Raw genomic sequence first — 15,362 nt, 5'->3', positions numbered from 1 at the left:
CGGACCCTAGAGACGAAATCTCAGAACGCTCTGAAATCGGGCCGATACGGTGCGCCGCATGACGCTCGACTACCTGATCATCGGAGCCGGACCGGCCGGGCTCCAGCTCGCCGCCCTGCTGGAGCGCGACGGCCGCGAGCATCTGGTGCTGGAGGCCGGATCGGCACCGGGCACGTTCTTCAGCCGCTACCCGCGACACCGCCAGTTGATCTCGATCAACAAGATCTGGACCGGTTCCGACGATCCGGAGTTCAACCTGCGCTCCGACTGGAACTCGCTGCTCACCGACGATCCGGCGCTGCTGTTCGGCAACTTCAGCCGACGCTACTTCCCCGACGCCGACGACATGGTGCGCTACCTCGCCGCCTTCGCCGAGGGCCGGCGGGTCCGCTACGACACCCGGGTCACCCGGATCGCCCGCGACGGCGACCTGTTCCGCGTCGAGACCGGCGACGACACGCTGACCGCCCGCCGGGTCGTCGTCGCCACCGGCGTCTCCCAGCTCTACGTCCCGCCGATCGAGGGCGTCGACCTCGCCGAACGCTACGACACGGTCAGCGTCGACCCGGACGACTTCACCAACCAGCGGGTCCTGATCATCGGCAAGGGCAACTCGGCCTTCGAGACCGCCGACGCCCTGGTCGGGACCGCCGCCGTCATCCACGTCGCCGGACCGCACTCGATCCGGCTGGCCTGGCAGACCCACTACGTCGGGCACCTGCGCGCGGTCAACAACAACTTCCTCGACACCTACCAGCTCAAGTCGCAGAACGCGGTCCTCGACGGCACCGTCGAGCGGATCGCCCGCCGCGACGACGGCGGCTACCGGATCGACTTCCGGTACGCCCGGACCCGGGAGTCGCTCCGGCAGATCGACTACGACCGGGTGATCCTCTGCACCGGCTTCCGCTTCGACGCCGGCATCTTCGACCCGTCGGCCCGGCCCGACCTGGTCATCAACGACCGGTTCCCCGAGCAGACCGCCAGCTTCGAGTCGGTGAACGTGCCCGGCCTGTACTTCGCCGGCACCCTCACCCAGCAGCGCGACTTCAAGCGCTCCACCAACGGCTTCATCCACGGCTTCCGGTACGGCGTCCGCGCCCTGCACCGGATCCTGGCCGCCCGGCACCACGGCACACCGTGGCCGTCCACCACCCTGGACGCCACCCCCGAGGCGATCACCGAGGCGATCATCGCCCGGATCAACCGGACCTCGGCGCTGTGGCAGCAGTTCGGCGTCCTCGGCGACGTCGTGGTCCTCTCCGGGGGCGCCGCCCGCTACCACGAGGAGGTCCCGGTCGCCTACCTGCACGACGGCGGCCTCGGACCCGAACCGTTCGCGCTGGTGACCACTCTGGAGTACGGCCCGGACCACGACCAGGTCGACCCGTTCGACATCACCGTGCCGCGGATCGCCGAGAACGACGCCGCTCACGCCCACGACGCCAGCTACCTGCACCCCGTCGTCCGGGTGCACCGGGGCGGCCGGGTCGTCGCCACGCACCACCTCGCCGAGAACCTGGAGAACGACTGGAACATCCCCGGGGTGCACCAGCAGCCCCTCGCGCTGTTCCTCAAGGGCGTGCTGGCCGAGGCCGGGGACGTGCCGTCCGATGCCGGCTGAGCACCGCCCGGCCGCGCGTCCACCGATGCCGGCTGAGCACGGCCCGGCCGCGCGTCCACCGGTGCCGGTCGGCGGGCGTCCGCTGGCCGGCACCGGCCCGGCCCGGCGGGCCCCGGAGCAGCCCGGCCCGGCCGTCCCGAAGTCGGCGGGGGACGGCCGGGTCGGGTCCGGTGCGGCGACCGGCGAGCCGTCCGGCGGCGGTGAGGTCTGGCCGCAGCCCGTGCTGCGGCTGCTCGCCACCGGTGGCGACCGGCCGGTGTTCGAGGACGGCGACCGGATCGTCGACGCGACCGGGATGTCGGCGCTGGTACGACGGATCGCGGCCGGGCTGCGCGCCGCCGGGGTCGGACCGGGCACTGGGGTGGCGCTGCGGCTCGGCGTCACCCCGGAGGCGTTCGCCGCCGTCATCGCGGCGTTCGCGGTGGGCGCCCGGGTGTCCGGGCTCCGGCCCGAGCTACCCCCGACGCCCCTGGAGCGGCTGCTCGGCAGCGACGACGCGCTGCTCGTCGACGACGCCCGGCTCGCCGCGCTGGTGGCCACCCCCGACGACGGCACCGCGCTGGTCGCCGCCGGCCGGCCCACCGACATCGCCCGGATCACCTGGACCAGCGGCAGCACCGGCAACCCCAAGGGCTGCGCCCAGACGTACGCGGCGATGAGCGCGGCCTGGGCGGCGTACCCGGACCGGTGGCCGCCGGCCGTCGCCGCCCTCGCCCCCCGGCTGGGGCGCTACCTGGTCTTCGGCTCGCTGAGCAGCCAGGTGATGCTGGAGTACGGCATCCTCACCCTCGCCGCGGGCGGCACCCTGGTCGCCGCCCGCCCGCCGGGCTTCCCCGGCATGATCACCCGGCACCGGGCGACCGCGAGCGTGATCACCGTCGGCAAGCTGCACCAGCTCGTCCGCGACCAGCGCGCCCATCCGGTCGACCTGAGCAGCCTGCGCGCCCTCGTCGTCTCCGGCTCCCCGCTGACCGCCTCCCGGCTCGCCGAGGCGCTCGACGTGCTCGGCCCGGTGGTGTTCCACGGCTACGGGCAGACCGAGACCGGCATGATCGCGATGGTGACCCCGGCCGAGCTGCTGGCCCGACCGGCCACCCTCGCCTCGGTCGGCCGGGCGCCCGCCGTGGTCGACCTGTCGATCCGCGACGCCGACGGCCGACCCGCCGCCGAGGGCGAACTCTACGTACGGACCCCGGCGCAGGCGACCGCCTACTGGGCCGATCCGGTCGAGACGGCCGACGTGTTCACCGACGGCTGGGTACGCACCCGCGACCTGGCCCGGCTGGACGCCGACGGCTACCTGCACCTGTTCGGCCGGGTCCGGGACGTCATCATCGTCAACGCCAACCTGGTGTACGCCGGCCCGATCGAACGGGTCCTCGCCGCCGACCCCTCGGTCGCCGAGGCGTACGTCGTCAGCCGCCCCGACGACGTCACCGGCGAGGCGGTGCACGCGTACGTGGTGCCGGCCGCCGGTCACGAGCCGGACGCGGAACGGCTGCGCGCCCGGGTGGTGGCGGCCCTGGGACCGGCGGCGGCCCCGAAGACCGTGGAGACGATCGCCCGGGTTCCGGTCGGGCCGAGCGGCAAGCCGGACAAGCGCGCCCTGGGGGCACCCGGCCAATCCTGAGTCGCCGGACAGTACGCGGGGGCGCACGGCACCTCTCCCACCAGCCCGCCGACGCCGCTGCCGGGGCACTTGCCGCGACCGGTCGCTACCGGCAAACTCTGCACCGATCCGACTGAACCTTCGGCTGGCTCGGTGCGTTGAGAGGTCGAAGCCACAGCCTGTCGAGGAGCGCACCGGTGCCACTGACCACCACGTCCCACCGCCAGCGGCTGGAGCGACTCGTCGGCGCGGTACGGCGACGGCTGTCACCACTGTCCGGCGCGGCACGGCGACGGCTGTCCCGGCTGCCCGGTCCGCCGATCGTCGCGCGGATCGTCGCCGGGGTGCTGGCGCTGGCGCTCGCCGGCCTGGCCGGCTTCGCCGCCACCACCGGATTCGGCACCGCCACCGCCGAGACCGTGGAGGGTCGGGCGGTCCCCGCCGACCAGGTGCCGCTGATCGCCCAGGCCGCGCTCTCCTGCCCGACGCTCACCGCGCCGCGCCTGGCCGGTCAGCTCATGGCCGCCTCGGGATTCGAGGCCGACGCGCGCACCGACCGGGGTGGCTCCGGGGTGGCCGGCCTGACCGACGAGCTGTGGAAGCGGTGGCTGCCCTGGCCCGACGCGCCCCGGCTGGACGTCGCGGCGAACATCGTCGCGCTCGCCCACCACATGTGCGACCTCGTCGGGCAGGTCGCGCGCGGCGAGATCGACGGCGACACCTGGGAACTGGCGCTCGCGGCCCACCACTCCGGGATGCCCGCCGTCCAGGCCGACCGGGGCGTCCCCGACGCGGCGTCCGGATACGTGCGGACCGTCGTCGGCTACGCCGAGTGGTACTCCCGGCAGCCCGACTTCGACACGGCGGGCCGGACACCCACCCCCGCCCCGCCCGCACCGACCGCCGGCAGCGCACCCCGCCCCATTCCCGACGAGTACCTGACGGCGATCCTCGCCGCCGGCCGGACCTGCCCGGCGGTCACCCCGGCCAAGATCGCCGGCCAACTCATGGCGGCGTCGGCGTTCAACCCGCACCTGCTCGGCGCCAACGGTGCGCAGGGCATCGCCCAGTTCCTGCCCACCGTGTGGAGCCGCTACGCGACCGCCGGGCAGTCGCCGTGGGACGCCGCCACCGCGATCGCCACCCTCGGCCGGACGATGTGCGCTCTCACCACCGACCTGGGTGGACTCACCGCCGATCCGTACCCGCTCGCCCTGGCCGCCTTCCAGTGGGGTCCGGGGATCCAGGCCGGTGGCGGCCCGGACCTGGGCATGGTGGACGAGAACGCCGGCCGGGTGCTGGCCTACGCCGCCTTCTACGCCCAGGACCCCCGGCTCGGCGGCCGTCCGTCGTCCCGCCCCCCGCTGCCCGCCGGCACCCGGGGACCGGTGCTGGCACTGCCCACCGCCGCCGGCATCGGCACCGCCGCAGGCGTCGGCTCGCCCCGCCCGAGCGCCGCCGGCCCGACCAGGCCCGCCCCGGCGGCCGCTCCGTCCACGCCGGCCGCCGCCCGCCCGTCCACCACGCCGCCGCCGGCGGCACCGACCGGCTACCGGATCCGGGGATACGGCGGCACCTGCGTGCACGCCCCCGCCGCCGTTGACGGCCAGCAGTTGGTGATCTCGGGCTGCAGCAGCTCGGCCCGGCAGAAGTGGACCCTCGGCGGCGAGACCGTCCGGATGGGTTCGCTCTGCATGGACCTGGCCGACGCCTCCTCCGCCGACGGCACCCGGATCCAGCTGGCGACCTGCAACGGCGGATGGGCACAGCGGTTCTGGATCAACGGCTCCGGGGACCTGGTCAACTCGGCCATCGGCAAGTGCGTCGACATCCGGGACTGGTCCACCGCCAGCGGCACCGGCCTGCAACTGTGGACGTGCACCGGCGAGGCCAACCAGAAGTGGACGAAGGTGAAGGCGTAGCGGGCCGCCGGGACGGCCGATCGGCCGCGACCGGAACCCGGCTCGTCCGGCCGACCGCCACCTCGGCCCCCTCGACCGCCACCCGGGTGGCGTACCGGGCCGGGTGGCCTACCGTGGGCCGGTGGGACGGCCGATCCGGGCCGACACCACAGCGGTTCCGTCGGCCTCCGCGACCGCGAAGAACGCCAGGGTCTCCAGCGCGACCGGGATCTCACCGGTGACCTCCTGCGGCCCGGCGGTCGCCGTCCACTGTGCCACCTGGTAGGTGCGGGTGTCGGCGGCGACCGCGTAGAGGCGGTACTCGACCCCGGCCGTCAGGCCGACCACGGTGGCTCGCACCCCGGAGACCGGGCCGGACCGGTCGGACCGGGCCACGACGGTGACGGAGAGCCGCGCGGTGACACCGGCGCCCTCCACCGTCACCCCCGCGTTGACCGGGTTGACGGTGCTCCGGGCGTCGGGCGGGCCGCCCTGCTGCCACTGCCCGATCGTCACGCCCAGGGACACCGCCGCGACCACGGCCAGCGTGCCGGCGACCAACCAGCGCCGCCGGCCCCGCCGCGACCGGTCGGAGCCGCGACCGCCCGGCCCGCGCCCGGCCGGTCCGGGATCCCCCGGAGGACGCCGGTCCGGCGGGGCCGGACGCGGCGGCGTGCCGCCGGCACCGACGGTCGTGGCCGGCTCGACGGCCTCCGGGCTCGACTCGGCGCCTCCCGATGTCGGAGTCGGGTCAGCGACTCCCGACGTCACAGTTGGGGCCGGAGGCGGCGTCGGGGTCGGGGTCGGGGCAGAAGGCGGCGTCAGGGCCGGAGGCCGCGTCAGGGCCGAAGGCGGGGGCGGCGTCGGGTCGGGGGTGTCGGCGTCGGCGAGCAGGTCGGCCACCTCGCCGGTGGTGAACCCGGAGAACGCGCCCACCAGCGGACCCAGCCGGTCACACTCGTCCAGGCAGACCGTGCAGGTGCCGAGGTGACGCTCGAACTCCCACTCGTCCTGCGGGTCGAGGTCACCCCACAGGTACGGAGCACACCACTGGAGCTGCGGGTGGGCCACCGGACCCGGGGCGTCGCTGTCGCTTCGGAGGTCGGTCATGGCCTGTCAGCTCTGCTCGGGGAGGCGGTACGCGGTCCGCCGCCGCAATCGTATGCCATCGCCACCGTGGCGGACGCCTCACACACCGTCCACCTCGCCGATGACGGCGCGCAGCGCACGCAGCGCGTAGTGTGCCCGGGACTTGACCGTGCCCTCGGCGATACCGAAGGCCGCCGCGATCTCGGCGGTGGACAGGCCGCGGAAGTAGACCGCCTCCACCACCCGACGGTGCTCGGCGCTGATCTTCGGCAGGGCCTCCCGGACGGTCTGCGCGGTCACCACCCGTTCCGCCTCGTCCGCGGTGGCCGGCATCCGGCTGAGATCCAGCGACCCGACCTCCGTCGGCCGGGCCTGCCGGGCCCGCGCCATGTCGATGGCGACCCGACGGGCCACGGTGAACAGCCAACGCCGCTGGGTCTCCGGGTCGGTGGCGAGGCTGTCGATACTGCGCCAGGCACGCATCATCGTCTCCTGGAGCAGATCCTCGGCGAGCTGCCGCTCACCGACCGCCAGCCGGAGCAGGAACCGGAACAGCGGTTCGGCGTGCGCCTCGTGCAGCGCCCGTAGTCGCGCGTCGGGAGCCAGGTCGGCGGCGGGCGGCGGGCCTCCGGCGTCGGCACCGGACACTCCGGCAGCACCGGCCACTTCAGCGGCACCGGACACCCCGGCGGTGCCACTCGCCGCCACCCCGATGCCGGCCCCGCCCGGCGCGTCCGCATCCGGCACGCGAGAAAGAGCTGCCACCCGGTGCCTCCCCAGCACGCTCACCGTCCGCTTGACCGGCTGCGCAGGCGCGCTCCCACCGCCGGTCCCACGTCGATCCAGGAGAGCATACGGGTCACCGTCGGACGGTCCGTCGCTGATGTCACCCGGCATCCGTCGGCGTGGGCCGGACGCCGCGGGCACCGTGCCGGCCGGGGCGCACCGGGTCCGATGCCGACGGACCACCCGCCCGGCCGGCGTCCCGGCGGTCACCACCCCCACCGCCCCGGCCGGCCGGGCCGGCGCCGCCGGCTGGGCAGGCACGGCCGTCGTCGCCAGCTGGGCAGAAACCGCCGTCGCGGCCGGCTAGGCATGTGCGGCCGTCGCGGGGGTGACGTCCTCGGAGCGCAGGGTACGCAGGTCCGCGACCGTCGGCCCGGTCAGCCCGCGCAGTCGGCCCGCCTGCCGGGTCACCGCCTCGTCGAGCACCTGGCGGGCGTACCGGCCGTTGCCGAAGGCCCGCCCGTGCGGCGCCTGCTCGAAGTGCTGCCGCAGGGCGGCCAGCGTCTCCCCCGGACAGTCGTAGCCGCCGGCTCGCGCCAGACTCTCGAAGATGGCGACCAGCTCGTCGGCGGTGTACGGGGCGAAGTGGACCCGCCGGGAGAACCGGGAGGCCAGTCCGGCGTTCGCGGCGAGGAACTGCTCGATCTCCGCCTCGTAGCCGGCGACGATCACCACAACCTCGTCCCGGTGATCCTCCATCAACTTGACCAGGGTGTCGATCGCCTCCCGGCCGAAGTCGTTGCGGGCGTCGACCGGGGCCAGCGTGTACGCCTCGTCGATGAACAGCACCCCGCCCCGGGCCCGCTCGAACGCCTCCCGGGTGCGTTGCGCGGTGTGCCCGACGTACTCACCGACCAGGTCGGCACGGGCCACCTCGACCAACTGGCCGCCGCGTAGCACGCCCAGCGCGGTCAGCAGTTGCCCGTAGAGCCGGGCCACCGTGGTCTTGCCGGTGCCGGGCGGCCCGGAGAAGACCAGGTGCCGGGAGACCGACGGCGCCGGCAGCCCGGCCCGGACCCGGGTCCGTACGGCGGCCAGCAGGTCGATCAGGTCGGCGACCTCCTGCTTCACCGCGTCCAGCCCGATCATGGCGTGCAGCCGGGCCAGCAGCGCGTCCACCGCGCCGGCCGGCGGTTCCTCGTCCACCGGACCGGCCGCCGGCTCGGCCAGATCCTGCGGCAGCAGTTGGGCCAGCTCCACCCCCGAGGCGGCGCCGGTGTCGGACAGCCGGAACGCCTGCCGGCTGACCATCTCCTCGAACGTCTGCCGGGCCACCCGGGCGTTGCCGAACGAACCGGTACGCGGCATCGACTCGAACCACGACTCCAGGGCGATCCGGGTGTCGTACTCCAGGGCGTAGTGGTGGCTGCGGCACAGCCGCTCGACGATCTGCACCAGCTCCGGCGAGGTGTAGCTCTCGAACTCGACGGTCTTGGAGAAGCGGGAGGCCAGCCCCGGGTTCGCCGCCAGGAAGGTACGCATCTGCGCCGAGTAACCGGCGACGATCACCACCACCTCGTCGCGGTGGTCCTCCATCAGCTTGACCAGCGTGTCGACCGCCTCCCGACCGAAGTCGTGCCCCGAGCCACCCCCGTCGACCGGAGCGAGGGTGTACGCCTCGTCGATGAACAGCACCCCGCCGATCGCCTCCCGGAACCGTTCGGTGGTCTTCACCGCCGTACCACCGATGTGTTCGGCGACCAGGTCGGCGCGGGCCACCTCGACCAGCTGGCCACCGGGCAGCACGCCGAGGGCGGCCAGGATCCGGCCGTAGAGCCGGGCCACGGTGGTCTTCCCGGTGCCCGGCGCACCCGCGAAGATCATGTGCCGGGACATCGGCGGGGCCGGCAGCCCGGCGGCGGCCCGGCGGCGGCTGATCCGGTGCAGCCCGACCAGGGTCGCCACCTCCCGCTTCACCCCGGCCAGGCCGACCAGCGTGTCCAGCTCGGCCAGCAGTGGCGCGGCCGGATCGTCGGTGGTCGGGGCACCGGCCGACGGCGTCGCCGGCACCGCGGGACCGGCGGCCCGCGCCGGGGCCACCGGGTCGGGCCGCCCGGCCGGCTCCGGCGGCCGGTGCGGCCCGTCCACCGGCGGGCCGGCGGGCACGGGGTCACCGGCCCGGCCGGTGGGCGCGGGACCGGCGTCGGTGCCGACGAGTTCCACCGCGGCGTCATCCACCGTGGTACGCAGCCGACCGCCCGCGTTGCCCCGCAGCTCGGTGTCGACCAGCCGCACCGGCCGGCGGGTCTGCACCAGCACCCCCGGCCCGGTGTTGCCGAACACCTCGCACCCGGTCACCTCGCCCTGCGACTCCCCGGCGAACCACACCCCCGGCCCGTCGCCGCCCCGCACCCGGCTGCGCCGCAGCTGCACCGTCGCCCCGCGCTGGGCGGTCAACCCCGCACCCCGGCTGTCGAGCACGTCCACCCCGGTCGCCCGCAACCGCCCGGCCGCCACCACCAGACCGGTCGCGCAGCCGCGCAGGGTCATCCCCTCCACGGTCAACTCCCCGTCGGTCACCAGCACGCCGGTCGACCCGGCGTCGGTCACCTCGCCCCGCCGCACCCTCGGCCGGGCCGACTCCGCGACCCGCAGCCCGTCCCCGGCCGGCGCGGTGATGGTCAGGTCGTCGACCTCCGGGCGGGCGGTGCCCCGGGCCAGCAGCCCGCCCGGGGATCCGACGACCGTCACCCGCCGGACGGCACCGGCCGACGCGTCGACGAAGAGCAGACCGACCCCGTCGGTGGCGGTCAACGTGCCGTCCTCGATCCGGGGGGCCGCCGTGCCGCTGGCCACCACCGCGGCCCCGGTCGTCGTCTCGACCCGCAACCCCAGGTAGCTGCCGGTGGCGGTGGCCTGGACGCTCAGCCCGTGCCCGCCCTCGACGCCGAGGACGCAGTCGCGCAGCGTCGGGTCGGCGGCCCCGTCGACCAGCGCCGCCGGGCCGGTCGCCGTGCGGATCTCGCAGCCGGTCAGCTCGGGGCTGCCCCCGGTCACCAGCAGCGGGGTGCCACCGGTGTCCACGATCCGGGTGTCGACCAGCCGGATCGTGCCGTCCTCGACCACCACGCCGGGGCCGTCGACGGCGGAGACCACGCACTGCTCCACCAGCCCCCGGCCGCCGCCGGTGCACAACAGCCCGCTGCCGCGTACGTCGGTGATCGTGCAGCCGCGCAGCACCGGGTCGCCGCCGGTGACGGCCACCGCCACGGTGCCGATCCCGGCGACCGTGGTGCGGACGACCTCACCGGTGCCGGCGCGTTCGAACAGCAGGCCCGCCCCGGCGGGGTTGCCCACCCGGCAGTCCCGCATGGTCAGCTCGCCCCGGGGCACGTGCACCGCGACGACACCACCGGCCCGCACGCCGCACCGGGTGAGCTCCAGTCGACCGCCGCCGACCTGGACGGCCGGCATGTGCCCGCCACCACCGAGCAGCTCGATCCCGTGCAGCGTCACCTCTCCCGCGCCGACGTGCAGCGCCACCCCGTCGCCCCCGTCGATGGTGACCGTGCCCGGTCCCTCCTCGGCGATCAGCGTCACGTCGCCGCCGAGCTGGAGCTGCTCCCGGTACACCCCCGGCTGCACGACGACGGTGGCACCGACCGGGGCGACGGCCAACGCGCCGGCGATCGTCGGCGGGCACCCCGGTTCCGTCTGGGAGACCGCCATCACGGTGCTGTTCACCCCTCACCACCCTCTCGTCTGGTTGATCCCCGTGTGCCGCCGGCCGACCGGCGTCGGGCGGGTTCCGTCGTGCCGACCCGTCCCACCACCGGCGGTCATCCCGACGGCGGGGCGAACAACCGCCCCGATCCGTCGACGCCGACCCCCACCGGCAACGGCGGGGTACCGCCGCCCGGCACGTCCCCCGCCCCGGCTGCCGTCCGCAACCGCTGCAGCGTCTGCTCGCCGCCCGGGGTCGGCCGGCCGGCCGGTAACTCCCGCAGGAACACCTGCCGCGGCTCGCGGTCGCCCACCGGCTCGTCCGCCAGCACCTGGAAGCAGGTCCCGGCGGGGAAGACCGCCGTACCGTCGGTCCGGGCCCCGGTGGGGACGCCGGCCGGTGCGGCGCGGGCCCCGGTGCCGGCCGTGCCCAGACCGCCCAGCCGGCGGGCGCCGACGGACCAGATCACGAACCGCACCCCGGCGTCCGGCACCGGCGTGGGCGTCGGGTCGACGTCGAGGAAGGCCGGCTCCACCAGCAGCGTGCCGGGCGGGTAGCCGCCCGGCGGCGCGACGGCCGCGGCCCGGAAGACCGGGCCGAAGACCACCGGCAGGCGACGCAGCCCGTAGCCCACCCAGCGGGCCAGCACCGCCGGATCGTCGGCCGGTGCGGCCTCGCCCCGCAGGACCGCGTTCACCGTCTCCCGTTCGCCGACGCAGTAGGCGCGGACCGCGACCAGGCCCGCCGGCAGGTCCGGCGCGCTCACCGCGGCCACCCGCAGGCCGGGTTCCTCCGCCAGGGTCCGGGTCACCACCTGTGTGTACGAGTCGTAGCGGCCGGCGAGGATCCGCCGCAGCGCCGTCCGGTCCCCGGCGGTGGGCGCACTCCGGTCGAGACGGAACGTCACCGGAACCCGCGTCGGGCCCGGCGGGGCCGGTCGCGGCCCGGGGTCGTCGGCCACCGGACCGCGCACCGGTTCCGGTCGGTCGGACGCCGCGTCGGGTGTCCCGACCGGGGTGTCCGGCCGGCCGGGTGCCGGGGCCGGGTGGTCGTGGGCTGCGGTGGGTGGCGCGGTCGGGCCGGGGGGCGGGCTCTCCGGGCCGGGCGGGGGCACGTCCGTCGGCTCCGGGGCCGGCGGACGGCCGTCTCCGGTCACCTCCGGCGACCCCATCCGCAGCAGGTCGAGCCGGGGAGCGGTGAGCCGCTGCCACCGGTCCGCACCGTCCGCCGGCACGGCTGCCGGGTCGACGGCCGACGCGGACCCGCCGACCAGCAGCACGCCCGGGGCGTCGGGGGCCGCCCCGGAACCGTCCGATGTGGCGGCGGCCAACCCGTCCGGGCCCGCGGCGGTCACGGCAGGCGCGGCACCCGTCATCGCAGGCGCGGTGCCGGTCATCGCAGGCGCGGCACCTGTCGTGGCAGGCGCGGTGCCGGTCGGTTCGGGTGTGGCGGGGGCGACGGGTGGCGTGGGGGACGCGGCGGGCAGGGCGGCCGGGGCGGGGAGCACGGGACCGAGGTCGGTCACCGTGCGGGCGGTGCCGGCCGCCGGCCGGGGACACCACCGGCGGAACGTGCCCGTGGTGGTCAGCAGCCCCGTCGCGGTGACCTCGACCCGGGCGTCACCGGCGACGACCGGCACGCCGAGGGCGTCGGCGAGAGTCCCGAACAGCATCCCGGCCGTGGCGGGGTACGGTGCGTCCCCGCAGAGCACCACGGGTCGTCCGGCGCGCGGCAGGGCCGCCAGGTGACCGGCGAGCACCCCGGGCGGCACCGGCCGGCCGTCCACCTGGAAGCCGCCCGCGCCGAGCGCCACCTCGACCAGGAAGACGTCCAGCGGCACCGGAGCCCGCCGTCCCGGCAGGTCGTCCCCGGGCAGGAACGACCAGCCACCGGGGACGGGTCGACCCGGTGGGCGACCCCGGTCGCCGGGCGGCGGCCCGCCGGGATCAGCCGGACCGTCACCACCCACCCGTTCCGCCCGTACCGCGTCCCCGGCGGGCGGCGGTGGCCAGGCGGCGGGCAGCCACGTGTAGCCGTCCCCGACCGGGGCGACCAGCCAGCCCTCGGGGCCGTCGACCGGCCGGGACGGTCCGGCAGGCGGCGGGCACCAGGCGGCGGCCGGCTGCTCCGGTCGGGCCGGCCCGCCGTCGGCGACGATCCACCGGCGGGCCGCCGGTACCGCCCGGGTGGACACGGCCGGGGCGTCCAACGGCACCGCCCCGTCGATCCCGAGATCCGAGGCCAGCCCGGCCGCCGCGTCCGGCACCGCCACCGGGTCGGCGTAGCCGCCGAGCGGGACCAGCCGGAACCCGGCGGCCGACCCGCCGAGCTGGCGGGGCAGCAGGTCGGCCAGGAGAGCGAACAGGTCCGGTCGGGCCGACACGGCCGCCGAGCAGAGCACCACGGTACGGTCCGGGTCGGCCGGCAGCCGGGCGGCCACCCCGGCCAGGGCGGCGTACGGCTCCGTGGCGGCGTGCACGAGGAGCACGGCACCGACGACGGCGGCGTGTACGGGGTCGGGCGGGTCGGTCATCGTCGGTCAGCCCGCCGTCCGTCGGACCGCGCCGGTGGCCTCGACCAGCGTCGCCCGGGACCGGTGCACCGCCACCGCGTCCACGTCGGGGGGCGCGTAGCCGGCCGCCCGGATCGCCGCCAGCAGACCCTCGTCCGGGGCGATCCGGTACCGGGTGAGGTAGTGCGCGGTGGCGGCGGACCAGATCCACCGGCCGTCGCCGAGCAGGTCCACCGGCACCGTACGGCCCGGGGTGACCACGTCGGGCACCTGGGCCGGGCCGGTGAGCAGGGGGAACCCGGCGGCGAGGTAGCCGGCGACCCGGTTCGCCTCCGTGGTCGACAGTCGGGGCCGGTCGGGGCCGAAGGTCGGGTTTCCGGTCGCGTCGAGGGTGTCGAAGGTCGCCGCGACGCGTACCCGCTCGGCCGGCCGGGCGGCCCAGAGCAGGACGGCCCCCGCGAGCGCCCGCCGGTGGTACGCCGGCAGCCCGGCGAGGTGCCCGAACACCTCGACCAGCGGGGCTGTCTCGCCCACCGCCACCAGGGCGGCCTGGAGCCGCGCGGTGAGCGCGACCGCCCCGGCGCGGGCCTGGACCAGGTAGACCCGGGCAGCCGGCGGGTACGGTGTGGCCGGGGCCGGACGTCGCCAGGCCCGCCACAGTCCGGCAGGCTGTTCCTCCCCGCCGCCGAGGGCGTCGACGACGGCCCGGTCGACCTCGTCCACGCCACCGGACGCGACGTCCCCGACCGGCGGGTGCACACCCGAGAGGGCCGACCCGGGTGGGCCGGGGTCGGCGGGTGGGTCCGGCGTCCAGAGGTAGGGCGGGGTGCGGTCGTCCCCGGCGCGGGGCAGGTCGGCGAGCAGGTCGGCGGCCGCGCCGGCGGCGACGAGCACCCGGCTGAGCAGCAGCACGTCGGGGTCGGTCAGCCGGATCTGCCGGGCGACGGCGGCGAAGGCCACCATCCGGGCCACCTCGGTCACCGCACCGTCGGCCAGCCGGGCGCGGGCGGTGCCGAGCAGCGTGGCGGGGGCCTGCCCGGCGATCCGCAGCAGGAGCCGGTGCATCGCCGACGGCACGCTCATGCCTCCACAACGGGGGATCCGCCGGGGTGGTTCACCCCGATCCGGGCGGGGTCGCACAACGCCGCGAAGAGGTACGACAGTGAACGGTGCACCGCCACCGCGTCCAGGGTCGGGGCGGTGTAGTCGGCGGCCCGGATCGCCGCGAGCAGGTCCGGTTCGGGGGCGAAACCGTACTGGTCGGCGTAGTAGGTGACCGCCTCCGGCCACAGCCACCGCCCGTCGCCCCGGACACCCGTGGGCACCGGGTCGACGGCCGACGCCGGATCGAAGCCGTCGGCCGACCGCTGCGGACTGGTCAGCAGCGGCACCCCCGCGCCGAGGTAGGCGACGACCCGTTCCGCCTCGTCGTCGTCGAGGGTGCCGGGCGGGGCGGCGGGGTCCGGTGGGGCGGCCGTCCGCAGCGGCCCGGCGGGGCGGTCCGCCCAGAGCAGCGCCGAGTACGCCAGCGCCCGCCGCTGGTACTCCGGCAGCTCCACCGGCTCACCGAACGCCTCCACCAGCGGATGCCGTTCCCCGGCCGCATCGAGGGTGGACCCGATCCGGGCGGCGAGGGCGACCGGTTCCGCGCCCTGCACGAGGTAGAGCCGCTTCGGCGCCGGATACGGCGTGTCCACGGCCGGGTACCGCCAGGTCCGCCAGAGCCCCACCGGCCCGGGTGCGGCAGCCACCGCGGCGACGGCGGCCCGGTCGAGGTCGTCGGGCCCGCCCGGGCCGTCCCCACCCACGGTCAGGTCCATGCTGTACGGCATCCGCCCGCCGGCTGCGGCCAGCACCTGCGGTCCCACCGGAGCCATCCCGTACGCCACCGGCGGGGCTTCGCCGGTGGACAGCCCGGCGAGCACGTCGCCGTCCGCACCGGCGTCGGCCAGGACCCCGGCGAGCAGCGCGTGCTCGGGCGCGGTGAGCCCGACGCCCCCGGTCAGGCAGGTGAACGCCACCGCCTGGGCCACCTCGGCCAGCTGATCCGCCGCGAGCCACTGCCGGGCCGCGCTGACCACCTCGTCCGGGACCTGCCCGGCCAGGCGCAGCAACAGCCGGTGCACGGCGGTACGCCGATCGGTGGTCGGCCCGGTCGTCGTGGTCATGCCCCCACA

General features: G+C 76.3%; 9 protein-coding genes. 3 read left to right on the top strand and 6 right to left on the bottom strand.

Annotated features, from left to right (window positions below; genetic code table 11):
- Nucleotides 1-58: 58 nt before the first annotated feature.
- From O7625_RS19250 to O7625_RS19240, 3 genes are all read left to right on the top strand, one after another.
- Complete coding sequence (locus tag O7625_RS19250; protein WP_282340353.1) at nt 59-1,624, top strand: NAD(P)-binding domain-containing protein; 1,566 nt, start codon at nt 59-61, stop codon at nt 1,622-1,624.
- A gap of 25 nt (nt 1,625-1,649) precedes the next feature.
- Nucleotides 1,650-3,254, top strand: a complete 1,605-nt coding sequence (locus tag O7625_RS19245) for an AMP-binding protein (protein ID WP_282340352.1) — start codon at nt 1,650-1,652, stop codon at nt 3,252-3,254.
- 176 nt (nt 3,255-3,430) lie between these two features.
- Nucleotides 3,431-5,155: a ricin-type beta-trefoil lectin domain protein gene (locus tag O7625_RS19240; RefSeq protein WP_282340350.1), complete on the top strand. Its 1,725-nt coding sequence runs from the start codon at nt 3,431-3,433 to the stop codon at nt 5,153-5,155.
- A 108-nt stretch (nt 5,156-5,263) separates the two neighbouring features.
- On the opposite strand, the gene O7625_RS19235 is transcribed toward O7625_RS19240, so the two are convergent.
- The 6 genes from O7625_RS19235 to O7625_RS19210 all read right to left on the bottom strand — a co-directional run bounded on the left by O7625_RS19235 (nt 5,264) and on the right by O7625_RS19210 (nt 15,353).
- Nucleotides 5,264-6,244 carry a hypothetical protein gene (locus O7625_RS19235; protein ID WP_282340349.1) on the bottom strand — a complete coding sequence of 327 codons (981 nt, stop codon included), beginning with the start codon at nt 6,242-6,244 and terminating at the stop codon, nt 5,264-5,266.
- A gap of 78 nt (nt 6,245-6,322) precedes the next feature.
- The gene (locus O7625_RS19230; RefSeq protein ID WP_282340348.1) at nt 6,323-6,988 is read right to left on the bottom strand and encodes a sigma-70 family RNA polymerase sigma factor; all 666 of its coding nucleotides are present in this window, start codon (nt 6,986-6,988) and stop codon (nt 6,323-6,325) included.
- Between the two features lie 324 nt (nt 6,989-7,312).
- On the bottom strand, nt 7,313-10,693 hold the full coding sequence (locus tag O7625_RS19225) for an AAA family ATPase (protein ID WP_282340347.1): 3,381 nt from the start codon (nt 10,691-10,693) through the stop codon (nt 7,313-7,315).
- A gap of 95 nt (nt 10,694-10,788) precedes the next feature.
- Nucleotides 10,789-13,206: a hypothetical protein gene (locus tag O7625_RS19220; RefSeq protein ID WP_282340346.1), complete on the bottom strand. Its 2,418-nt coding sequence runs from the start codon at nt 13,204-13,206 to the stop codon at nt 10,789-10,791.
- A 6-nt stretch (nt 13,207-13,212) separates the two neighbouring features.
- Complete coding sequence (locus tag O7625_RS19215) at nt 13,213-14,268, bottom strand: hypothetical protein (RefSeq protein WP_282340344.1); 1,056 nt, start codon at nt 14,266-14,268, stop codon at nt 13,213-13,215.
- The gene (locus O7625_RS19210) at nt 14,265-15,353 is read right to left on the bottom strand and encodes a hypothetical protein (RefSeq protein ID WP_282340343.1); all 1,089 of its coding nucleotides are present in this window, start codon (nt 15,351-15,353) and stop codon (nt 14,265-14,267) included. The genes O7625_RS19215 and O7625_RS19210 overlap by 4 nt, the downstream gene beginning before the upstream one ends.
- Nucleotides 15,354-15,362 lie beyond the last annotated feature (9 nt).

The sequence above is a fragment of the Micromonospora sp. WMMD714 genome (assembly GCF_029581315.1).
Lineage (GTDB): Bacteria > Actinomycetota > Actinomycetes > Mycobacteriales > Micromonosporaceae > Micromonospora > Micromonospora rifamycinica.
This window is presented reverse-complemented; position numbering and strand designations above follow the sequence as displayed.